Origin of the sequence: Variovorax sp. RKNM96, assembly GCF_017161115.1 — a bacterium.
In the GTDB taxonomy this organism is placed as follows: domain Bacteria; phylum Pseudomonadota; class Gammaproteobacteria; order Burkholderiales; family Burkholderiaceae_C; genus Variovorax.
In genome coordinates, this window is sequence record NZ_CP046508.1 from 5,933,540 (window position 1) to 5,953,957 (window position 20,418).

At 66.7% G+C, this 20,418-nt stretch carries 19 protein-coding genes; 5 read left to right on the top strand and 14 right to left on the bottom strand.

From position 1 onward, the window contains the following. Positions 1–182: 182 nt before the first annotated feature. Positions 183–1,112 (top strand): LysR family transcriptional regulator, encoded by a 930-nt coding sequence (locus tag GNX71_RS27595; protein ID WP_206175363.1) that lies wholly within the window; start codon positions 183–185, stop codon positions 1,110–1,112. A gap of 124 nt (positions 1,113–1,236) precedes the next feature. Next, positions 1,237–1,707, top strand: a complete 471-nt coding sequence (locus GNX71_RS27600) for a DoxX family protein (RefSeq protein WP_206175364.1) — start codon at positions 1,237–1,239, stop codon at positions 1,705–1,707. 15 nt (positions 1,708–1,722) lie between these two features. Here the strand turns inward: GNX71_RS27600 and GNX71_RS27605 are convergent, their stop codons facing one another. Then, on the bottom strand, positions 1,723–2,460 hold the full coding sequence (locus GNX71_RS27605) for a Crp/Fnr family transcriptional regulator (RefSeq protein ID WP_206175365.1): 738 nt from the start codon (positions 2,458–2,460) through the stop codon (positions 1,723–1,725). A 29-nt stretch (positions 2,461–2,489) separates the two neighbouring features. Between GNX71_RS27605 and GNX71_RS27610 the strand changes: the two genes are divergently transcribed. Then, positions 2,490–4,160, top strand: coding sequence for an adenylate/guanylate cyclase domain-containing protein (locus GNX71_RS27610; protein WP_206175366.1), 1,671 nt, complete (start codon positions 2,490–2,492; stop codon positions 4,158–4,160). A gap of 114 nt (positions 4,161–4,274) precedes the next feature. Continuing rightward, entirely contained in the window at positions 4,275–4,658 is a 384-nt protein-coding gene (locus GNX71_RS27615; RefSeq protein ID WP_206175367.1) for a helicase SNF2, read from the top strand. Positions 4,659–4,765: 107 nt separating this feature from the next. Here the strand turns inward: GNX71_RS27615 and GNX71_RS27620 are convergent, their stop codons facing one another. From GNX71_RS27620 to GNX71_RS27645, 6 genes are all read right to left on the bottom strand, one after another. Further along, on the bottom strand, positions 4,766–5,827 hold the full coding sequence (locus tag GNX71_RS27620; RefSeq protein ID WP_206175368.1) for a maleylacetate reductase: 1,062 nt from the start codon (positions 5,825–5,827) through the stop codon (positions 4,766–4,768). Between the two features lie 97 nt (positions 5,828–5,924). After that, positions 5,925–6,329: a DoxX family protein gene (locus GNX71_RS27625; protein WP_206175369.1), complete on the bottom strand. Its 405-nt coding sequence runs from the start codon at positions 6,327–6,329 to the stop codon at positions 5,925–5,927. Then, entirely contained in the window at positions 6,326–7,726 is a 1,401-nt protein-coding gene (locus GNX71_RS27630; RefSeq protein WP_241027069.1) for an MFS transporter, read from the bottom strand. The genes GNX71_RS27625 and GNX71_RS27630 overlap by 4 nt, the downstream gene beginning before the upstream one ends. Then, positions 7,723–8,934, bottom strand: a complete 1,212-nt coding sequence (locus tag GNX71_RS27635; protein ID WP_206175371.1) for a 3-hydroxybenzoate 6-monooxygenase — start codon at positions 8,932–8,934, stop codon at positions 7,723–7,725. Before GNX71_RS27635 ends, GNX71_RS27630 begins: the two co-directional genes overlap by 4 nt. Position 8,935: 1 nt before the next feature. Continuing rightward, on the bottom strand, positions 8,936–9,907 hold the full coding sequence (locus tag GNX71_RS27640) for an amidohydrolase family protein (protein ID WP_206175372.1): 972 nt from the start codon (positions 9,905–9,907) through the stop codon (positions 8,936–8,938). A 7-nt stretch (positions 9,908–9,914) separates the two neighbouring features. Then, a complete protein-coding gene (locus GNX71_RS27645; RefSeq protein ID WP_206175373.1) occupies positions 9,915–10,904 on the bottom strand; it encodes a tripartite tricarboxylate transporter substrate binding protein in 990 nt (329 codons plus the stop codon). Positions 10,905–10,978: 74 nt separating this feature from the next. Between GNX71_RS27645 and GNX71_RS27650 the strand changes: the two genes are divergently transcribed. Then, positions 10,979–11,428 carry a MarR family transcriptional regulator gene (locus tag GNX71_RS27650; RefSeq protein WP_206175374.1) on the top strand — a complete coding sequence of 150 codons (450 nt, stop codon included), beginning with the start codon at positions 10,979–10,981 and terminating at the stop codon, positions 11,426–11,428. Between the two features lie 28 nt (positions 11,429–11,456). Here the strand turns inward: GNX71_RS27650 and rtcA are convergent, their stop codons facing one another. From rtcA to GNX71_RS27685, 7 genes are all read right to left on the bottom strand, one after another. Beyond that, on the bottom strand, positions 11,457–12,515 hold the full coding sequence (gene rtcA, locus GNX71_RS27655; protein ID WP_206175375.1) for an RNA 3'-terminal phosphate cyclase: 1,059 nt from the start codon (positions 12,513–12,515) through the stop codon (positions 11,457–11,459). 30 nt (positions 12,516–12,545) lie between these two features. Further along, the gene (locus GNX71_RS27660) at positions 12,546–14,642 is read right to left on the bottom strand and encodes a TerD family protein (protein WP_206175376.1); all 2,097 of its coding nucleotides are present in this window, start codon (positions 14,640–14,642) and stop codon (positions 12,546–12,548) included. 121 nt (positions 14,643–14,763) lie between these two features. Next, on the bottom strand, positions 14,764–15,636 hold the full coding sequence (locus GNX71_RS27665) for a nucleotidyltransferase domain-containing protein (protein ID WP_206175377.1): 873 nt from the start codon (positions 15,634–15,636) through the stop codon (positions 14,764–14,766). Positions 15,637–15,672: 36 nt separating this feature from the next. After that, a complete protein-coding gene (locus GNX71_RS27670) occupies positions 15,673–16,362 on the bottom strand; it encodes a hypothetical protein (protein WP_206175378.1) in 690 nt (229 codons plus the stop codon). Next, complete coding sequence (locus tag GNX71_RS27675) at positions 16,359–16,907, bottom strand: hypothetical protein (protein ID WP_206175379.1); 549 nt, start codon at positions 16,905–16,907, stop codon at positions 16,359–16,361. The genes GNX71_RS27670 and GNX71_RS27675 overlap by 4 nt, the downstream gene beginning before the upstream one ends. A gap of 36 nt (positions 16,908–16,943) precedes the next feature. After that, positions 16,944–18,167 (bottom strand): RtcB family protein, encoded by a 1,224-nt coding sequence (locus GNX71_RS27680; RefSeq protein ID WP_206175380.1) that lies wholly within the window; start codon positions 18,165–18,167, stop codon positions 16,944–16,946. A gap of 568 nt (positions 18,168–18,735) precedes the next feature. After that, positions 18,736–20,289: an RNA-binding protein gene (locus GNX71_RS27685; RefSeq protein WP_206175381.1), complete on the bottom strand. Its 1,554-nt coding sequence runs from the start codon at positions 20,287–20,289 to the stop codon at positions 18,736–18,738. Positions 20,290–20,418: the final 129 nt, after the last annotated feature.

The following is a 20,418-nucleotide window of genomic DNA, read 5'->3' on the forward strand; positions in this document are numbered from 1 at the left end:
ATGGAACAAGGAGGGGCCGGCAACGGTCCCTCTTTTTTTTCGGCTGGGCTTCAAGCCCGTGCCGTCGCGCCGGGCTGAACAGCCCCCATAGAATCGCCGGCTCGGTAACGCTTGGGCCCCACGGTCGATCCCCCGGATCGAGCGACACAAGACAACAAGCCCCTCGGAGACACACACCCGCCATGGACCGCTGGACCGAAATCGCCCTGCTCGTGCAGATCGCCGATGCCGGCAGCCTGAGCCGCGCGGCCGAGGCGCTGGGCCTCTCGAACGCCGCCGCGAGCCGCCACCTGAGCGCGCTCGAAGCCCGGCTCGGCGCGCGGCTGGTGGAGCGCAACACGCGGCGCCTGTACCTCACCGACACCGGCCGCGAGTTCTGCACACGCGCCAAGACCATCCTGGCCGACCTGGCCGATGCCGAGTCGACGGTGAACGCCACCGCGCTCAACCCGACCGGCGTGCTGCGCGTCACCGCCTCGCTCTCGTTCTCGATCCACCACATCGCGCCGCTGCTGCGCGACTACACGCAGCGCTACCCGGGCGTGACGGTGCATGTGGAAGCGGCCAACCGCTACTTCGACCTGATCGACAACAACATCGACGTGGCGATCCGCACGCGCGAGTTCGAACCCGATTCGAACGTCACGATCCGCCGGCTGGGCGAGACGCGGCGCGTCCTCGCGGCGTCGCCGCGCTACTTTGCGCAGCACGGTTTTCCGAAGACGCTGGACGACCTGAAGCAGCACAAGCTGCTGATCTACACCCACGCCAACAACCCGAACGAGCTGCGCTTCACCCGCAAGGGCGAGACGCACACGGTGTCGGTGGCAGGCCTGCTCGAATCGAACGACGGCCAGGTGCTGCGCGCCGCCGCGCTCGACGGCATGGGCATCCTGGTGCAGCCGACCTACATCGTCTATGAAGACATCGTGGCCGGCCGCCTGGTGCCCACGCTGGACGACTGGGACCTGCCGCACCTGACGATCAACCTGGCCTACCCGAGCCGCAAGCACCTGTCGGCGAAGGTGCGCAGCTTCATCGATTTCATGGCCGCTCATTTCCAGAAAATGGACTATGAGCGCAAGTGGACCAGCCACTTCGGCGCCCACTGACCCGGCCTTTCAGCAAAAGATGTGCGTAAACGCACATCCCGCTTTCCGGCAGCTCCGCACACTGGAACCGCAACCGCCGCACTCCGTGGCGGACCCTTCCTTTTTCAAGCTCCAAGGATCTGCCATGAACACCGCAACCGCCAACACCTCGCGTGCGCCGATCGCATCGTCGTCGCTCGCATCCCCCTCACCCGCCGCCTTGGACGATGCCGGCAAGCTGCTGCTGCGCGTGACCATCGGCGTGCTCGTGCTGCTGCACGGCATCTTCAAGCTCTCGGCCGGCGTGGGCTTCATCGGCGGCATGCTGGCCAAGGCGGGCCTGCCGGGCGGGCTGGCCTACCTCGTGTACGTGGGCGAGATCGTGGCGCCGCTGCTGATGCTCGCCGGCTTCTGGACGCGCGCCGCCGCCGGCGTGGTCGTCATCAACATGCTGGTGGCCTTCGGCCTCGTGCACATGGCCGACCTGTTCGCGCTGGGCAAGCAAGGCGGCTGGGCGCTGGAACTGCAGGGCCTGTACCTGTTCGGCGCGCTGACCGTGGTGCTGCTGGGTGCGGGACGCTTCAGTGTCGGCGGGACGAACGGACGCTGGAACTGATCCGGAAGCTCCGCCTCAATCGCCTCGCACCTGCGAGACCATCGATTCGAGGCGGGCGGCATCGGCCACCAGCAAGGCCTTGCCGTCCTTGCGCAGCACGCCGCTGCGCACCAGCACATTGAGCTCGCGGGTCACCTGCTCGCGGTTGGTGCTGATCTGGCTGGCCAGCGCCGCATGCTTGGGGGCCGGCTCCAGCCGGGCCTCGTTGCCCTCGACGCCGGCGGCACGCGCAAGCCGCAGCAGCTCGGCATGCAGCCGGTTCTGCACGCCGAGCGTGCTCAGGTCGATCACGCGTTCGGAGAGCTGGCGCACCAGCGAGGCCAGCCGCTGCATCACCCGCTCGGCCACCAGCGGCTCATCGCGCAAGAGGGCCATGAAGGCGGAGCGGTCGAGGCTGGCGACCACGCTGGGCTCCAGCGTCACCACGTCGGCGGAGCGCGGGCCGCCGTCGATGGCGGCGATGTCGCCGAAGTACTGGCCGGCCTCGGCATCGCGGAAGGTGACCTGCCGGCCGTTGGCCGAATAGGTCGTCACCCGCACCCGGCCCGAGACCAGCAGGAACACCTCGCCCTGCTGCTCGGCGCGCAGGAGCAGCGGCTTGCCCGCCTCCACGCTGTGCCACAGGCACTGCTGGGCGAGCAGGTCCAGGCGCTGGTCGGAGAGGCCTTCGAGCAGCGCGATCTGGCGCAGCGCGAGGCTGGAGCGGGGGGTAGGTTGGGGTGTGGCCATGCCGGTCGGTGGGGGCGCGCGCATTATGCTCGGGTGCCGCTTCGAACCCGTTCATGGACAGACGTTCCCCGCCACCCCCTTCCTCCCCCTTTTCGCTGAGACCGCCCACACGGCGCAATCTCCGCTGGGCGAGCGGGCTGGTGCTGATGGGCTACGTGACGCTTCACCTGCTGAACCATTCGCTGGGCATCTATTCCTTCGACCTCGCCGAGAGCGTGCTGCGCGTGGCGCAGCGGTTCTGGCACAGCCTGCCGGGCACGGTGCTGCTCTATGGCGCGGCCTTCACGCACCTGGCGCTGGCCGTCGTCGCCCTGTGGGAGCGGCGCACCTTGCGCATGCCGCCGCTGGAGGCCCTGCGTGTGCTGCTGGGCTTTGCGCTGCCACTGCTCATCGCCACCCATCTGACGGCCATACGCGGCGCCTACGAGGCCTACGGGATCGAGGGCTCCTATGTGCGCGTGGTCTGGGGTCTCTGGAGCCTGCCGGGCGCGGCCGCGCAGTTCAGCCTGATGCTCGCGGCCTGGAGCCACGGCTGCCTCGGCCTGCACTTCGCGCTGCGGGCGCAGCCCGTGTACCGGCGCTTTTCGTACCTGCTGCTGGCCATCGCGGTGGTGCTGCCACTCACGGCGGCAATGGGGTTCATCTCGATCGGGCGCGAGTTCCAGTGGACCGGCGTGCCGACCGTGCCGGTGCCGACGCCCGCGCAAGGGCAGGCGCTGGACGGAGCCGAGCAGAGCCTCAAGTGGCTCTATGTGCTGGCGCTGCTCGCGCTGCTCTCGGCGCGCTGGGGGCGCAACTGGTTTGCGCGCCTGTCGCGCCAGCCATCCATCGCGCTGCGCTACCCCGACCGCACGGTGCAGGTGCCGCGCGGCTGGAGCGTGCTGGAGGCGAGCCGCTCGCACGGCATCGCGCACGTGTCGATCTGCGGTGGACGCGCGCGCTGCTCCACCTGCCGCGTGCGCGTGGTCGGCGCGCCCGAACACGTCGGCGAGCCGGGTCGCGACGAACAGCGCACGCTCGAACGCGTGCGCGCGCCGGCCGACGTGCGGCTGGCCTGCCAGCTGCGCCCGCACGGCGACATCGAGGTCACGCCGCTGTTCGCGCCGCTGCCCAACGAGGGCCGGCCCGCGCCGGTCGGCAGCTTCGGGCGCGAGCGCGACGTGGCCATTCTTTTCGTCGACCTCAGGCGCTGGTCGGGTCTGTCGGAGCGGCAGTGGCCCTTCGACCTCGCCTATGTGCTCGACCGCTACTTCGCCACTGTCGGCGCGGCTGTGCGCGAGAGCGGCGGCGTGCCCAACCAGTTCATCGGCGACAGCGTGATGGCGATCTTCGGGCTCGAGACCGACCTGCCTACCGCATGCCGGCAGGCACTGCACGCGACCACGCTGATCGCCCAGCGCATGGACGCGTGGAGCGAAGGCTTCGAGGCGCAGTTCGGCCAGCGCCTGGAGTTCGGCATGGGCCTGCATGCGGGGCGCGCGGCGGTCGGCGAGGTGGGTTACCTGGAGACCACCACCTTCACCGCGATCGGCGAAGTGGTGAACACCGCGAGCCGCCTGCAGGACCATTCGAAGACGGCCGCATCGCGCCTTGTCGTCTCGCTGTTCGCGGCACAGCAGGCCGGTGTTGCGGACGCGATGGGTGCGCCCGAAGCGCTCACCGTGCGAGGTCGTTCCGAGCCGCTTGAAGTGCTGTATCTGCAACCCGCGACCCTGCCCTTGTAGTTGACGAAAGCGGTGCGCAAACGCACAGCGCGAACCACGATGCGGTTTCACACTGCATCCCGTGGCAACGACGAATGTCCGCCGACCACACAGTCAGCCAAAAGGACCCTCCTCATGAACACCAAGCAACTCCTCTCCATCTCCGCCGTCGCTCTCGCCATGCTCGGCGCAGCAGGCGCGCACGCCGAAACCTACGAAGGCGTGCACTCCATCACCTCGCAGGCCAGCCGCGCCGACGTGCGCGCCGAAGCCGTGGCGGCCGCGCGCAGCGACAACCCCTACGCCGATGGCGCCAATTCGGGCCCGGCCCAGGTGATCGCTTCGTCGACCAGCCGCGCCGCGGTCCGCGCCGAAGCCGTTGCCGCCGCGCACAGCGACAACCCGTACGCCGAAGGCGCTTCCTCGGGCTTGGCCCCGATCGTCGCCAGCACCGTCGACCGTGCCGCGGTGCGCGCAGCCGCCCGCGCTGCCGCCCGTGGCGATGCACTGCCGCTGTAAGCGGTTCGCAGCACCCGCCTGCTTCGGCGGGCTCTCACATCCAGGCCGGCCCTTGCGAAAGCGGGAGCCGGTTTTTTGATGCAAGCCGGGCGCCAGGAAACAGCTGCTCAGGGCCGCACACCTTCCCACGCGTTCTGCAGCAAGGCACGGATCGCATCGCGCTCCAGCGGACGCGGATTGGGGTACTGGTTCGTGAGCGCATGCGCGCAGGCGACGTCGAGATCCGATTCCTTCATGCCGATGTCGCGCAATGCGACCGGCGCGCCGTTGTCGCGCGCGAGGTCGAACACCGCCTGCGCCGCATTGCTTCCCCCCAGCGCCTTCGCGATGCGCGCCATGGCTTCGGGCGCCGCTGCCGCGTTGTAGGCGAGCGCGTGCGGCAGCACGATGGTGTGCGTCTCCGCATGCGGCAGGTTGAAGCTGCCGCCCAGCGTGTGGCACAGCTTGTGGTGCAGCGCCATGCCGACGTTGCCCAGCACGGTGCCGCACAACCATGCGCCATAGAGCGCATCGCTGCGCGCGCCCGCATCCTGTGCCGAGGCGCGGATCGCGGGCAGTGCGCGGCCCAGCGCGGCGATGCCTTCCTGGGCCATCAGGTCCATGATCGGGTTCGCATCGGTGGCGTAGAGCCCTTCGGCTGCGTGCGCGATGGCGTTGATGCCGCTCGTCACGCTCATTCCAACGGGCAGGGTCAGCGAGAGCTCGGGGTCGTAGATCACAGTGCGCGGCAGCACCTTGAAGTCCTTGCCGGTCTTCTTCATGCCGGCCTCGGTGATGCCGTAGATCGGCGTCATCTCGGAGCCTGCGTAGGTGGTCGGGATCGCGAGGATCGGCAGGCCCGAGTCGAGCGCGATGGCCTTGCCCAGGCCCGTGGTCGAGCCGCCGCCGATGGCCACGGCGCAGTCGGCGCCCAGGCGTTGCGCCACCTCCCGCGCTTCGCGCGCAGTCTCGATGGGCACATGCATCACGGCCCGGTCGAACACGCCGGCCGCGTGTGCGCCCAGCATGTCGGCGATGCGTTCGGCCTGCGGGCGCTGTTCGGGTGTGGAGAGCACCAGCGCACGCCGCGCGCCGAGCGCATCGATCTCGCGTGCCAGGTGCTGCAGCGACCCCGCACCGAAGACCACGCGCTGGGGAACGCTGTTGTAGACGAAGGATTGGACAGGCATCGCTCGATCTTTCAGTAAAAGGTGCGGGCGAGTGTCTACCCGCCTTGCGGGTCGTTCAACCGTGCGGGTGGAAAGGAGTTTTCCACCCGGCCCCGGCTCAGCTGCCCGCGGTCTTCCGCTCGCCGCCGGTGGCCTGGACGATCAACAGCAGGAAGCCGCCCGCCATCGCCACGTTCTTGAGGAAGTTGTTGAGCTGCCCCGAGAACTGCGCCGCATCGGCGGACCAGAAGGCGTGCGCGGTGAAGGCTGTGGCCAGCGTGAACAGGGCCAGCGCGCTCGCCACCCATTGCAGGCGCCAGCCGGCGATCAGCAGCAGGCCGCCGCCGATCTCCAGCGCGATGGTCAGCGGCAGCACCACGTCACCCAGCGGAATGCCCAGCTTGGCGAAGTAGCCGAGCGTCGCGCCGTAGGTCATGAGCTTGCGCACGCCCGCAACCAGGAAGAGCACGGCCATCAGCACGCGGGCGGTCAGGGTCCAGCCCCGGAAGGAAGTCGTCGTCATGCGGTTTCTCCTGGGCGCGCGGTGGCGCCCGTGAATTTCAATCGCCCCATGCAGAGCACCATCACACAAGAAAGCAGCGCCGGCACGGCCGCTGCGATGAAGAGCGCACTGTTCGTCCAGTGCAGCCCGATCAGCCAGCCCGCCAGCACCGGCCCCACGATGGAGCCCGCGCGGCCGATGCCCAGGCTCCAGCCCATGCCCGTGGCGCGCACCGTCGTCGGGTACACGCTCGAGGCCAGCGCGATGAGCGCGGGCTGCGCTCCCACCACGCAGAAGCCGCTCACCGTCACCACCGCGAGCAGCAGCGCCAGCGGCAACGCCGGCTGGCCGATGACGCCGATGGTGAGCACCGCGACCGCGAAGATGGGCACCAGCACGCGGTAGAAGCCGATGCGGTCGATCAGCGGCCCCATGGCCACCGTGCCGACCACGCCACCCACCTGCAAGAGCGTGCCGACCAGCACGGCCGTGCCGCCGCTGTAGCCCGCTTCGGTCGCGATGGTGGGCAGCCAGTTCGCGAGGAAGAACAGGTTCAGCAGGTTCATGAAGTTGATGCCCCACAGGAGCAGCGTGGCCGGGCCGCGCCCCGCGCGGAAAAGCTCGGCCACAGGGGCGCCGTCCTGCTTGGCTTCATGCACCACGTAGCGCGTGCCGGGGCCGATGCGCACTTCGGGCGCGATGCGTTGCAGCCAGCCGTGCACGCGGTCGAGCTTGCGCTCGCGCAGCACCAGGAACTGCATCGACTCGGGCATGTAGCGCCACATCAGCGCGGCAATGACCAGCGGCACGATGCCCCCGAACACGAACACCGCCTGCCAGCCGCCCAGTGGAATGAGCACCGCCGAGATCAGCCCGCCCAGCACCGCGCCGCCGGTGAAGCCGCACGACACCCACATCATCAGCGTGACGCGGCGGTGCAACGGGCTGTACTCGCTCGCCAGCGCACTTGCGTTGGCCATGATGCCGCCCAGGCCGATGCCGGTGATGAAGCGCATCACGAGCAGCTGGTTCAGCGTGTGCACGAAGGCCGTGGCGAGCATGCACAACGCAAAGAACACCGTGGCGCCCAGCAGCACGGGGCGGCGGCCGATGCGGTCGGCGCAGATGCTGAGCACCAGCGAGCCGACCAGCATGCCGAAGAGACCCGCGCCGAACACCGGGCCGAGCGCGGCCTTGTCGATGCCCCAGGCGCGCACGATGGCTGGCGCGACGAAGCCCATGGCCTGCACGTCGAAGCCGTCCATCACGACCGCGCAGCCGACCAGCAGCAGGATCCATTTCTGGAAGCTGCTGACGGGGTGGCTGTCGATCAGTGCGGGGATGTCGATGGCGGCCGTGGCACTTCCGCCGCCTGCGCCGCCCGCGCTCGCTTCGAGCGAATCGGGGAATGCTTTCACGCCGTCGCCTCGTCGAGGCAGGTGGCGGCCGTCCAGCCGTAGAGCCATTCGAGCGCGTCGTAGAAGCGCTCCTGCGGGCGACCATTCCACATGCTGTTGCGCACCAGGCGCTCGACGCCCTTGGCGTGATAGATGCGGCCCATCTCGCGCGCCGACAGCACCACGCGCGCGGTGCGTGCGACACGCGAGCGCTCGTACAGCGCGAGCGCTCGCGGCCAGTCGCCGCCTTCGCGGCGCAGCGCGAGGCCCAGCGTCACCGCGTCCTCGCAGGCCGTGCAGGCGCCCTGCGCGAGGTACTGCACCATCGGGTGCGCGGCATCGCCCAGCAGCGTCGCGCGGCCGAAGGTCCATTGCTCGATCGGATTGCGGTCGGCTGTCGAATAGCGCTTCCACGCCTTAGGAATTCGCAGCAGCTGCTGCACCTGCTCGCAGGTCGGGCGGAAGTAGCGCTGCACCTCGGCCGGGTCGCCGTCCATCGAGCCCCATTCCTCGGGCTGGTCGCTGTGGAAGGTGACGGCGATGTTGAACTTGTCGCCGCCCTTGAGCGGGTAGTGCACCAGGTGGCAATTGGGGCCGACCCAGATGCAGGGCGCGGTGAAGCGCAGCGCCTCGGGGAAATCGGCCGTGTCGACCACCGCGCGGAACACCACGTGGCCCGACACGCGGATGCCGTCGCCCACGTACTGCTGGCGCACCGCCGAGCGCACGCCGTCGCAGCCGATCAAGGCCTGACCTTCATGCCGGCCGCCCTGCGCGTCGATGAGCGTCACGCCGTGGTCGTCCTGCTCGATGTGCACGACCTTGGTCGAGGTGAGGAACTCGATGCCGTCGGTGGTCGCCTTCACGCCTTCGAGCAACGCGCCGTGGATGTCGGCGCGGTGGATCACCGCATAGGGATTGCCGAAGCGCGCGCGGAATTTGTCCGAGAGCGAGATGCTCGCCACGCGCTTCGCGTCGATGGCGTCGAACATCACCATCTCTTCGGTGTAGACGGCCTTGGCGCGCAGATGCTCGCCGACGCCGAGCGCATCGCACGCTGCGAAGGCGTTGGGGCTCAGCTGGATGCCCGCGCCGATCTCGCCGATCTGCCCGGCCTGCTCGATCACCTTCACGCGGTAGCCCTCGCGCACCAGGGCCAGCGCTGCGGCCAGGCCGCCGATGCCGCCTCCGGCGACGAGCACGGGGCGGGTGTCTTTCTGCGTACTCATCTCACTTCAAGCCGAAAAGCTTGCGGGCGTTGTCGCGGCCGATCTTCTGGCGGTCGTTCTCGCTGATCTCGCACTTATCGAACCAGCGGGCCGCGTCCTCGTGCTTTTCGAACGGGTAGTCGACCGAATACATGATGCGGTCCGATCCGACCTCGAGCATCGTCGACAGCAGCGTTGGCGTGCGGAAGTTGCCGCTGGTGGTGATGTGCACGTTGCTGCGCAGGTACTCGCCGATTTCCTTGTCGCAGGGCATGCCGCGGCGGCCCTTGCGCAGGATGTGGTCGACGCGCCAGATGTTGAACGGAATGCCCTCGCCGAAGTGGCCGAGGATCATCTGCAGCGCGGGATGGCGGTCGAACATGCCGCTGGACATCAGGCGCAGCGCATGGATGGCCGTTTCCATCGCGAAGGCCCAGGTGGGGCCTGTGAGCCAGTGCGCGCCGTCGTAGATCGGTTCGCGGGCCAGCAGCGGATCGCGCGGGTGCATGTAGAAGGGCTTCTTCAGCGCGGCGGCGGCGGTCCAGAAATCGTTGAAGCGCGCGTCGTCGTAGTAGACGACGGTGTTCTCGTCGCCGACCTGCGAGAAGCCGTTGACCAGGAAGCCGTGAAAGCCCAACTGGTTCACGCAGCGCTCCAGTTCGCGCGCGGCGGCCTCGGGGTCTTGCATCGGCAGCGCGGCGAATCCGCCGAAGCGTGTAGGGTGACGCTTGATCTGCTCGGCCAACACGTCGTTGGCGCGCTGCGCCACTTCAATGGCGCGCTTCGCGTCGGGAATGCCCTGCACCGCGGGCGAGTTGAGCGAGAGGATCGAGAACTCTGTGCCCCACTCGTCCATCTGCGCGAGACGCTGCTGCTCGAAGTCGAGCAGGTTGCTCTTCAGGCCCTGCCACACTTCGGGGCGGGCATAGACCTGCGAGTCGGCGATCGTGAGGTCGATCGCGAAATGCTCTTCCAGAGCGATCTTGTTCTTCATGGGGTGGTTACTCCGGTTTGATGTTCAGTTTGTCCAGCACGTCCTGCCAGGTCTTGCGGTCGTCGGCGATGTAGCGCGCCAGTTGTTCGGGGGTGCCGGGACGCGGATACGTGCCGAGTTCGCGCGACTTGGCGATCACGTCGGGCAGCAGCAGCGCCTCGTTCATGTCCTTGTTGAGCTTCGCGAGCACGAGCGGGTCGACGCCCTTCTTCGCGATCACCGCGAACCAGCCGTGCGCCACTGCACCCGGAACCGTCTTGCTCGCGAGGGGGAACGATTCCAGTCCGGCCTCGACGCGATCACCCATGCTGGCCAGCACGCGCATGCGCCCGCCCTGCACGTTGCCAGCGACCACGTTGTAGGTCTCGACCATCATCTGTGTCTGGCCGCCCAGCGTGGCCTGCATCGCCTGCGCGCCGCCGGGGTAGTGCACTTCGAGGAACTGCGCGCCGGACTGCAGGCCGAGCAATGCCGAAGCCAGGTGCGGCGCGGTGCCGCGGCCGTTGTCGGCCACCTCGATGCCCTGCGGCTTGGCGCGCGCGGCGGCGATGAAATCGGCCAACGTCTTGTAGGGCGAGTTCGCCGGCACCGCCAGCATGAAGGGCGCGACGGCCGCGAGCGTGACGGGCACGAAGTCGCGGTTGAAGTCGTAGCTCACGCCCTTGATCGTGCTCGGCGCGACGGAGATGGCCGAGCCCTGCACGAAGCCGAAGGTGTAGCCGTCGTTCTGCGCCGCGAGGATCGCGTTCATGCCGATCACGCCGCTGCCGCCGGGCTTGTTGTCGACGATCACGCCCTGCCCCCACTTCTCGCCGAGCTTGGCGCCCACATGGCGGATCAGCACGTCGGGCGCCGATCCCGCGGGGAATGGCACCACGAAACGCACCGCCTGCGCCGGCCACTTGGCGGCGGCGCTCTGTGCATGCGCCAGCGGCGCCGCCGACAGAAGAGAAAGCATCACCGCGATGGCGCTTCGGCGCGTGGGTTTCAGATTCATGCTTGTCTCCGTTTTTGCTTGATTATTCAAGTAATTGCGGCGGACTATATACTTGAATAATCAAGCACGTCTAGATGAAAACCCTACACCCCGATCACGACCTCGAAAAGGCCATTCCGTTCCTTCTTGCACGCGCTGGCGCCCGCATGGGCAACGCCTTTGCGAAGGCGTTGAAACCCTACGGGCTCAGCCTGAGCGAGTGGCGCGTGTGCGCATCGCTGCAGCACACGCCACGGCAGACGCTGTCGGAACTGGCGACGCACGCCTCCACCGACCTGTCGGCGCTGTCACGCATCGTCGACCGGCTGGTAGTGCATGAATTGATGGCACGCGAGAAGTGCGACACCGACAAGCGCGCGGTGCGCATCAATCTGACGGAGCGCGGATTGGCGCTGACCTGCGAGCTGATCCCGCTCGCGCAGCACTACGAAGCGGTGGCGACCTCGGACTTCAGCGCGGCCGAGGTAAAGATGCTGCGCGCGATGCTGCTGCGCCTGTACGCCAACGCGACGCCGCTCGCCTGAGCGAGCGGGCGTCTTTCTTCTTCTTTCATCAGGCCGACGAGACCTGCACCGTCGAGGCAGTGCGGCTCTCGGCGATCGCGAAGTGCACCGGCAGGAAGCGCTCGATCACCGCGCAGTTGGTGCGCGTGTGCTCCGTCACCTCGCTGCAGGTGAACGCAGCCGGCTTGCGGCTCTGCCATGTGGCCAGCGCCAGCAGCAGCGCGAGCTGGTCGGCCAGGTGCGGACCAACGGCCGCTTCGCTCTTCTGGAACGCACGCAGCTCCTTGACGAGGCCATGCGCTACCTGCTCGGCGCTGAGCGTCTTCTCGCCGAACGCAGTGAACACCTCGGTGACATGTTCATAGGCCAGCGTGGCGATCAGCGCGTTGCCCGGGCCCTCGTTCTGGCGCGCCGTGCCGAAGCGCAGTTGCTCGCCGGACCAGCCCATCGCGCCGCCCAGCGTGTCGAGCTCGCGCGTCGGTACATGGCGCGGCAGGCCCGGTGCCAGGCATTCCGCATGGGCCGACTGCTGCGTACCGCGCGCCATCAGTTCGAAGGGCTGCAGCGCGCCCACAGCCGGCACGATGGTCGCCTCGACCTCACCTCCACCGGCCGGATAGAAACCGCAGCGGCGCAGTGTCAGTTGCAAGTCGGCGCCGAGGCGTCGCACCAGCGGCACGAACGCACGCTCCAGGAAATGGAACGGAGGCGCCATCGGGTTGTGCGTGCCGCCGCTCAGGTGCACGGTGCTTGGTGCACCGGCCAGCAGCAGCGGCGGCAGCACGGTCTGCAACACCAGCATGCAGCTGCCCGCGCTGGCGATCGCAAAGCGGTAGTCGCCCGCGCGCACCGGGCCAGGCACGAAGCGCAGCGACTGTGAGCCAAGCTCCGCGCCTTCGACCTGCGCACCGCTGATCTCGGCCGCGGCCTTCACGCACGCGAGGTGCTGGCGCATCAGGCCGGGCTTGGCGCGACCCGCGCGGATCCTCTCGATGGCCAGGGGTTGGCCCGTCGCCACCGACAGAGCGAGGCTGGTGCGCAGGATCTGGCCGCCGCCTTCGCCTTGTGAGCCGTCGAGTTCGATCGTTTTTTCTTCTGGGTTCGTCATCGTCATCTTGTTGTTCTTGAAAGGCGCCCGCTACATGAAGTCGGCGCGTATGCGGTCCAGGTCGAAGGGCGTAATGCCCTCTTGCACGCCGAACACCGTGTCGGCCTCTCCCGCCGTCTCGACCAGTTGCCCACGCGCCCACGCGTGCAGCATGAACAGCGTGTACAGGTCGGGCTTGACCAGCCCCACCAGCGACCGCAGCATCAGCGACACGCCCGACAGGTTGTTCTCGAGGTTGTTCCACGACGGGTGCTTGCGCAACGCGATGTCGGCCCAGATCAGTTCGCGCGCCTCGAGGTCGAAGATCGTCGGCAGGCAGATCGTGGTGTCGCTCGCGATGTCGACCTTGTCGATCACCGTCGACGGTTCGAAGATTTCTCGCGAGCCCGCGGCCTCGCGCGCCATCCATCCGGCAAAGCATTCGGGCAGATCGCAGAAAGCCTGCGTGGTGTAGCTGTTGATGGAGCTCACCACGTAGCGCACGCCCTTCTCGCGCAGCTTCTGCACATCGAGGTCGATGAACTCCGCAGCGCCTTCGGGCGCATCCACGATGTCGCCGCTGTGCACACCGCCGTAGTCGCGCAGGTTGTAGTACGCCAGCACATTGACGTACTTGAAATTCGCGTCGTAGAGCGCAGCCGACAGGTCGATGTCGGTGCGCGAGCGTCCGTTCTTCCACCAGAGGAAGAGGCGCACGATGGCCGCATCGGGCATCGGCAGGCGGCTGCCGCGCACCAGGGTGCGCAACGCCTTCGAGGCCGAACGCTGCGAGAACGGCACGAGGTAGTTGCGCAGCATGGGATCGACATGGCAGCGGCCCAGCGATGGCAATGCCGCGAAACGGCGCAGCAGCGCTTCTTCGCAAAGCGCGGCGGCCTGCTCGGCCACGTCTTGCAGCAGCGGTACGCGCTGGTCTTTGGCGACGAAGACGTTCGCCGTCTCGCCCTTAGGAAAGAAGCTGCGCAGCGCGCTCGGCTCGCCGGGCTCGCGACGATCATTGCGGTTGCGAAAGTGCACCATCGCCTGCAGCAGCACGGCCGTCGAGGCCTTCTCGGCCACGGTTCCGAACGTCGCCAGAACCTCTTGCGGTTGCGGCGCCACGCGCAGCACGTGGTCGAGCCGGCGTGCGAAGTCGCCGGGTCGTGTCGGCAGCAGCGCCAGAGCCTCGTCGACCGCGCGCTCGCCGAGATGGCGCTCCAGATGGTGATTGAAGCCCTTCGGCCGCTCGCCCTTGCGCACCGCATCGAACGACGCACACGCAGCCGGAAAGCGCTTTGCGTACTCGCCCGGATGCAGCACCTCGCCCAGGCGCTTGAACACCTCGGGACGACGGGCCATGTCTTCGGCCACGCTACCGCAGCGATCGAGCATCGCCATGAGCCAGCGGCGCATCGGGCGCTTCATCGGCGCGAACTTTGACGGCACCGCCAGCGACACATCGCCCTTGCTCCATGCCACGGCCAGCCGCAGCACGTCAGTCGCGGTCTTGACGTGGGTTTCCATGAACGCCTGCGCGCCCGGTTCTTCCGCGCGCAGCAGCGAACCGCCGAGCACGGCGAGGTTTTCCTTCGACACGAACTGCTCGGGCATCCAGCCGTAGACCTTGCCGCCGTACTGGCGCACGAACCAGTCGGCGTCGTCCTTGTCCTGCTGCGACAGCGAGCTGCGCGCGCCGGCCAGCTGCACGAAGATGTTCAGGAAGTCTTCCTGCGTGCCCAGGTCTATGGTGCGCAGGTTCACGCGGCGCGCGGCTTCCGCCGCTCCGACGCTGCGGTCGGCCTTCTCGTCGGGACGCCATTGGCCGAAGCTGGCGTAGTGCCGCACCGCATTGAGGAACAGGTCCGCCGCGCAGGCCTGCACCACCTCATCGGGAAAGTTCGGGTAGAGCGGGCGCCACACATGGTGCGCGCCCTTGAGCTCGCGCACGCTTTTCAGCAGCGACTTGTAGAAAGCCTCGAAGGGCTTCGCTTCCCACGTGCTCAAGCAGGCATCGAGAGCCGGAGACAGCGTGAAGCCCAGCGGCTCCAGTTCCTTGTACAGCGTGGCCAAGTGGGCCGGCGGCAGCGTGGCATTGCCAGGCTGGGCCAGCACGCGGGAACGACGGCGCAGGTAGAGCGGGCCGTTCATGCTGCGCGCCCCGAAAGCGGCTGCGCGAAGGCGCGGCGCTTGAAGAAAAAGAGAGCGGAAAGCGCAGACCCTAGATTCGTAGGATGAGAGAAGGAAGGACCCACATAGCCGCTCACGAACATCATACGACCTCCGTCGTCGCGTGAGCACCGTCCGCTGCGGCTTCGTTGTCGAAGCGCAGCACGGTCTCGCAAAGAAAAGCATCGAGCCCCGCGCCCTCGGTCTGCGGCAGCGCCGTGATCGGCTCGGCCGCGTTGGCGGCCAGCTCGGCTTCGATGAACGCGTGGATGCCGGGCCAGCGCGGGCTGGTCGCGGCTTCGCCGGCGCGCATCTTCACGTCGAGCAGCGCGTTGATCTCGTCGATGAGTGCGGCATCGCGCACCGCATCCAGCGTGTACTGCGCTAGGTCGGCGAAGCGCATCGGCGGCACACCGGGCTGCGTGCGGATCCAGCGCGCGGCCAACAGCGGACGCAGCACGTAGAGGTACTTCTTGTAGCGCACCTCTTCGGCCTGCAGGTGCTCGCGAAAGTTCTTCTTCGCCATCGAGGTGTAGTGGTGCCACGCGCGCGCGTTGGAAAACACCGCTTCCGACAGCGCGCGGAAACGCGGCATCGCCAGCGCGTCGTCGCGGTACACGATGGGCGAGCGCAGCCATTCGAGCAGCGTGGGGTTCGACTCGCGCATCAGGCCCAGCGCCTTGCGCAGGTCCCAGCCGTTGATGTCCAGGTCGCCACTGATCGGCACTTCGATCACATCGCGGCGCGGCGTCACCGTGAGGTACCACGGCAGGCGGTTCACGTAGATGAAGCGCACGTCGTAGTCGCTGTCGGGCGAGGCAAAGCCCCAGCCGCGGCTGCCGGATTCGCAGGCGAAGAGGACGGTGACGTCGTGGCGCTCTTCGATGGCGCGCAGGTTGGCCATGATCTCCTCGCGCATGGCGGGGTCGATCGGGTGGGCGGAGCGCAGGAACTCCTTCTGGTCTTCTTTCTGCATGATTCGAAATCTCGTTGTTGTTGCTGTTTGTCGTTGTCAGTCTGTCTGGCTTGCCATCGCGACGGCCAATGTGCGTCGGCGCGGGTTCCACACGGTAAAGCACCAGATGCCCCACCACTCCTTGCCGGCGTCGAAGTAATCGCTCCATGTGCTGCGTTCGGGTTCGCGCTCCGGATCGCCGACCCAGTCGAAGACGACGATGTCCTCGTCCGGCAGCAGTCCCGTGCATCGGCAGAAGCGCGGGAACAGCTCTGCCCGCTCGGCTTCGTCGGCAACATGCAGCGTGTACGGCGGATCGCCGAAGGCCTGGCAAAACCATTCGAACCACGAGACCTCCGCGAGATCGCGTGTGTACACGACGCGGTGCAACGGCGCGAAGCTTTCGGCAGCAATCACCGCCGACGCATCGAGCGGTGTCGCGTGCGCGGCGTCGACATCGAACGCAAGGCTGGTGGTCAACTTTGCGGCGAGCGAAGGATCGCGCGCGATCACGTCCTTCCGGTAGCGCTCGGCGAACGCTGCGATGTCATCGCACAAGAGGCGCAGCGCTGCGCGATGGTGCGCTTCGCCGACGTTGTCGACATCGCCAGCGACACCATAGACAGCGAACTCGAAGCCCGAGCCGACGCTCTGCAGCGTTTCGCGCAGTGCGACGACCTCGGCCTCGTCCTTCAGCGCAAGCGCATACAGCTTGATCTCCGCATGGCCCGGCATGTGGTCTTTCATGATTCGTTGCTCCACAGCTTTTTGTTCTGCCCGATGACATCCAGCATTCGTTGCGCACGTCCGCGCGTCCATCCATCCTTGCGCGTCGTCAGCTCGCGAACGCGAGCAGTGAACGCGTCGTCGGCCCATCGCGCCGCAAGCTGGCAATCGTGACGAAATCGGCCCGTCGAAGGCCTTCGAACCAAGGTCTCGAGCAATATCCCTCGCAGCTCTTCGCGCTCATTTCCGGACAACTCGCACCGCTTGAGCAGGTGGCACAACCGATCTCGCAAGTAGCCGGACCGGAGGAACCGCGGACTCAACGCGAGGTAGAGCATTGCGCCTTCGCGCCATGCGCCCTTGCCTTGCAGAATCCCGTCCCGCGCCTCGTTGCTCCACAACGCGAACACGGGGCTCTCATAGCGACGAAAGTCTTCCGCGGCAGCCTTCCATGCGACCCGCGCCGACGGAGAACGGCCGCGCTTTTCGGAAGCCTCGTTCAAGGACTTCTTCAAGCGCGCCATCTCCGCTTCAGTTTGCCGAATGCATCTTTCGTCGATCCTCATCTTGGCCCTCTCGTGCCGGCCTCGATGGACGGCTTCTTACCCTTTCACGCAAACCACCTGCTTGAGCGTGTAAACCACCTCCACCAGGTCTTTCTGCGCCTCCATCACCGCATCGATGTCCTTGTAGGCCATCGGGATCTCGTCGATCACGTCGGCGTCCTTGCGGCATTCCACGCCTTCGGTCGCGGCGATCTGGTCGGCGACGGTGAAGAGCTTCTTCGCCTTCGTACGGCTCATCTTTCGACCGGCGCCGTGGCTGCAGCTCATGAAGCTCTCGGGGTTGCCCTTTCCGCGCACGATGTAGCTCTTGGCTCCCATGCTGCCGGGGATGATCCCGAGTTCGCCAAGCTTGGCGCTCACCGCGCCCTTGCGGGTCACGAGCACGTCTTCCCCGAAGTGCGTCTCGCGGCTCACGTAGTTGTGGTGGCAGTTCACCGCTTCCACATGCGCCTCGAAAGGCTTGGTGATGACCTTGCGCGCGGCCGCGATCACGCGCTGCATCATCACTTCGCGGTTCGCACGCGCGAACTTCTGGGCCCAGCCCACCGCGCGCACGTAGTCGCCGAAGTACTGTGCGCCTTCCTCGAAGTACGCCAGGTCCTGGTCGGGCAGGTTGCGCTGGTGCAGCTCCGCGTCCTTCTTCGCGAGTTCGATGAAGTGCGTGCCGATGGCGTTACCCACGCCGCGCGAACCCGAGTGCAGCATGAACCACACCGCGCCCGCTTCGTCGAGGCACACCTCGATGAAGTGGTTGCCGGTCCCTAGCGTTCCCAGGTGCTTGTGGTTGTTCGTGTTCTTGATGCGCGGGTAGTCCTCGCAGATTGCATCGAACTCATCCACCAGCTTGGCCCAGGCGGCGTCGGTTTCGTCGGGCGGCGTTTCCCACGAGCCCTTGTCGCGACCCATGCGCTTGGGGTTCGATCCGTGCGGCACGGCCTTCTCGATCGCTGAACGCAGCGGGCCCAGGTTGTCGGGCAGGTCGCGTGCGTTGAGCGTGGTCTTGCAAGCCATCATTCCGCAGCCGATGTCCACGCCGACGGCGGCGGGGATGATGGCCTTGAAGGTCGGGATCACCGAACCCACGGTCGCACCGATGCCGTAGTGCACGTCGGGCATGGCCGCGATGTGCTTGAACACGATGGGCAGGCGCGCGGCGTTCTCGAGCTGCTTTCGCGCTTCGTCTTCTACGGGCACGCCGTTGGTCCACATCTTCACGGGGACGCCGTTGGGTACTTCGTGCAGTTTGTAGTTCTGTTCCATTTTTCTCTCTCTATTCTTTATCTGACTGACTGGCGGACACGGCGGCCCAAAACACAAAAAAGAGGTGACGAGGAGCGACGGGTTGTGTACTGAGCTATCTGCCGAAACAGACCGGGGATTGAACCCGGGACCTTCATGGCCGAGGCCATGACGCTCTATCCTGTAAACCCATCTGCATTCACCTCGAAACAAAAAAAGCAGCGACAAGAATCGACGAAACGTCGTGCTCTACCACTGAGCTACGGTCTTTCGACCGACGGGATTCGAACCCGCGACCACGAGATTAAGAGTCTGTAGTTCCGTCAGCATTCGCTGCAAAAAACGGTGCGACAAGGATGGCAAGACGTAGACCACGCCGGAGAACCGGCGCCGGGAGTCGAACCCTGGTCAAACCAGATGTAGTCCTGCCTGCATTCGCACAACAACTTTCATCCCCGTTCGGCGACAAACAGACGGTGCGACATCGGATTGGTGATGTAGTCACACCTGCATTCGCCGAACGACGACGTTCAATTTTTTCGGATCGGGCACCGCAGGCCAAAGCCCACGGCACTCTCTCGCTTCTCTCTCAGATCGAAGTCTCTTCGATCACACCCACCCAGTGGTCGGCACCCAGGCCACCCGCGGCATACACCGCCAGCAGCTTGAACACCTCGTCGCTGAAGCCGCCGATGTTCAGCACATCCTCACGCTCCTGCGCCTGGGTGGTCGCATAGGGCTGGATGTCGATGCACACCAGCCGCGCCTTCGGGTTGCGTTCCTTGAATGCTGCCCATTCCTGCATGGTCGCGGTGCCGCGGCCACGTGCACGGTCGGCCCACGATTCGTTGTCCGACACCAGCACCACCAGATCGGCCTTGGCCTTCTCCTTGTTCAGCAACGCCAGCGGCGCGCTGCACGAGGTACCGCCGCCACCCACCGCCGCCAGCTTGGCCGCGTTGGTCATCACCGAATCGCGCGGATTCAGCTTGAGCGACACCACCTTCGTCTCGAAGGGCAGCACACGCGCATCCGCATTGCGGCGCAGCACGGCGGCAGCCACCAGCGCGGCCACGTCGATGCAGCGCACCGCCGAGGTCGCAGAACCGCGGTGACCCGTCACCGGCGAGCTCATCGAGCCCGACACGTCGGGGCACACCACCACGCGGCCCTCGAACACCGGCACGTTGGCCAGCGCGAGTTCCATCGCGTCCTGCAGCGCTTCCTTCACCACGTGCGGCACCTCGGCACCGGTTGCGGTAAAGGCCGCCATCAGCTGGTACGGCAGCACACGTGCCTTGGCCACGGCCTGCGGGTCACGCAGCTTGGCGGCCACCGCCTCGGCGAGGCCCGGCAGTTCGAACACGCCGTGGCGCGCAAAGGTGTTCAGGTTCTGACGCACCATCTGCCACGATCCACGCTGCGCGATCCGCGCCCAGGCCTGCGTATCCAGCTCCAGCGCGGTCAGCATCTGGAACGGCACATCAGGCACCTCGAGCGAACGGTCGCGCTTGAAGCGTTCGAAGGCCTGCGTGACCGGAGGCAGTGCCTCCAGCGCATACGGACGATCGATCAGCCATGCGAACCACGCGGCGCGCCAGGCTTCGGCGGGCTTGGGGTGAACCATCTTCACCACGTCGGCCAGCAAAGGCGTGTTGCCCACCGCGGCATTCAGCAGTTGCGCCTCGGACGCTTGAAGCAGCCATTGCTGCACGAGCTTCTTCGGACGCGTACCGAGCGACTTGCGGCCCACGGCACCCGAACGCAGCATCTGCACGAAGTTGCGCAGCATCTTGCCGTTGTCCACCACGCGGCCGAAAACCTTGGCGAGCAGCGACACGTCGCGCACCGCCAGCGTTGCAGCGAGCAGCGCGGGCATGTCCTTCATATGGCCGGCGCGGCGTGCGTACACGGCCGTCTTGGCGACGAACACCGGATCGACTTCGCGGGCCAGGGCCAGCACGGCGTCGAGCTGGTCCTGCGCTTGTGCATAGAAGGTGTTGCTCAGGCAGCCGGTCGCGGCGAGTTGCGCCAGCTGGTGCTTGGGCGACAGCGCGTAAGCCACGCCACCCGCTTCGTTGAGCGCATCGGCCGAGGGCTGCAGTGCGCCGCGGCGGGTTTGGAAGAGTTGAAGGTTGGCCATGTGACTTCTCCTTGTGGGATTCTTTTTGTTCGTTCGATTTCTTGAATGTGTGATCCCTTATTGCAACGGGTGTGCCAGCTCGGGCTAGCCGATCGGATAAATCATTCAAGTCTTTGATTTGATTGAGTT

Bases quoted from the DNA above. Each gene is read 5' to 3' on its own strand.
- GNX71_RS27605 (WP_206175365.1), bottom strand. From the start codon at position 2,460: ATGCGCGCGCCCCCACCGACCGGCATGGCCACACCCCAACCTACCCCC.
- GNX71_RS27615 (WP_206175367.1), top strand. From the start codon at position 4,275: ATGAACACCAAGCAACTCCTCTCCATCTCCGCCGTCGCTCTCGCCATG.
- GNX71_RS27680 (WP_206175380.1), bottom strand. From the start codon at position 18,167: ATGGAACAGAACTACAAACTGCACGAAGTACCCAACGGCGTCCCCGTG.
- GNX71_RS27660 (WP_206175376.1), bottom strand. From the start codon at position 14,642: ATGAACGGCCCGCTCTACCTGCGCCGTCGTTCCCGCGTGCTGGCCCAG.
- GNX71_RS27685 (WP_206175381.1), bottom strand. From the start codon at position 20,289: ATGGCCAACCTTCAACTCTTCCAAACCCGCCGCGGCGCACTGCAGCCC.
- GNX71_RS27645 (WP_206175373.1), bottom strand. From the start codon at position 10,904: ATGAATCTGAAACCCACGCGCCGAAGCGCCATCGCGGTGATGCTTTCT.
- GNX71_RS27610 (WP_206175366.1), top strand. From the start codon at position 2,490: ATGGACAGACGTTCCCCGCCACCCCCTTCCTCCCCCTTTTCGCTGAGA.
- GNX71_RS27670 (WP_206175378.1), bottom strand. From the start codon at position 16,362: ATGAAAGACCACATGCCGGGCCATGCGGAGATCAAGCTGTATGCGCTT.
- GNX71_RS27620 (WP_206175368.1), bottom strand. From the start codon at position 5,827: ATGCCTGTCCAATCCTTCGTCTACAACAGCGTTCCCCAGCGCGTGGTC.
- GNX71_RS27650 (WP_206175374.1), top strand. From the start codon at position 10,979: ATGAAAACCCTACACCCCGATCACGACCTCGAAAAGGCCATTCCGTTC.
- GNX71_RS27665 (WP_206175377.1), bottom strand. From the start codon at position 15,636: ATGCAGAAAGAAGACCAGAAGGAGTTCCTGCGCTCCGCCCACCCGATC.
- GNX71_RS27595 (WP_206175363.1), top strand. From the start codon at position 183: ATGGACCGCTGGACCGAAATCGCCCTGCTCGTGCAGATCGCCGATGCC.
- GNX71_RS27675 (WP_206175379.1), bottom strand. From the start codon at position 16,907: ATGAGGATCGACGAAAGATGCATTCGGCAAACTGAAGCGGAGATGGCG.
- GNX71_RS27640 (WP_206175372.1), bottom strand. From the start codon at position 9,907: ATGAAGAACAAGATCGCTCTGGAAGAGCATTTCGCGATCGACCTCACG.
- GNX71_RS27600 (WP_206175364.1), top strand. From the start codon at position 1,237: ATGAACACCGCAACCGCCAACACCTCGCGTGCGCCGATCGCATCGTCG.
- rtcA (WP_206175375.1), bottom strand. From the start codon at position 12,515: ATGACGAACCCAGAAGAAAAAACGATCGAACTCGACGGCTCACAAGGC.
- GNX71_RS27635 (WP_206175371.1), bottom strand. From the start codon at position 8,934: ATGAGTACGCAGAAAGACACCCGCCCCGTGCTCGTCGCCGGAGGCGGC.
- GNX71_RS27625 (WP_206175369.1), bottom strand. From the start codon at position 6,329: ATGACGACGACTTCCTTCCGGGGCTGGACCCTGACCGCCCGCGTGCTG.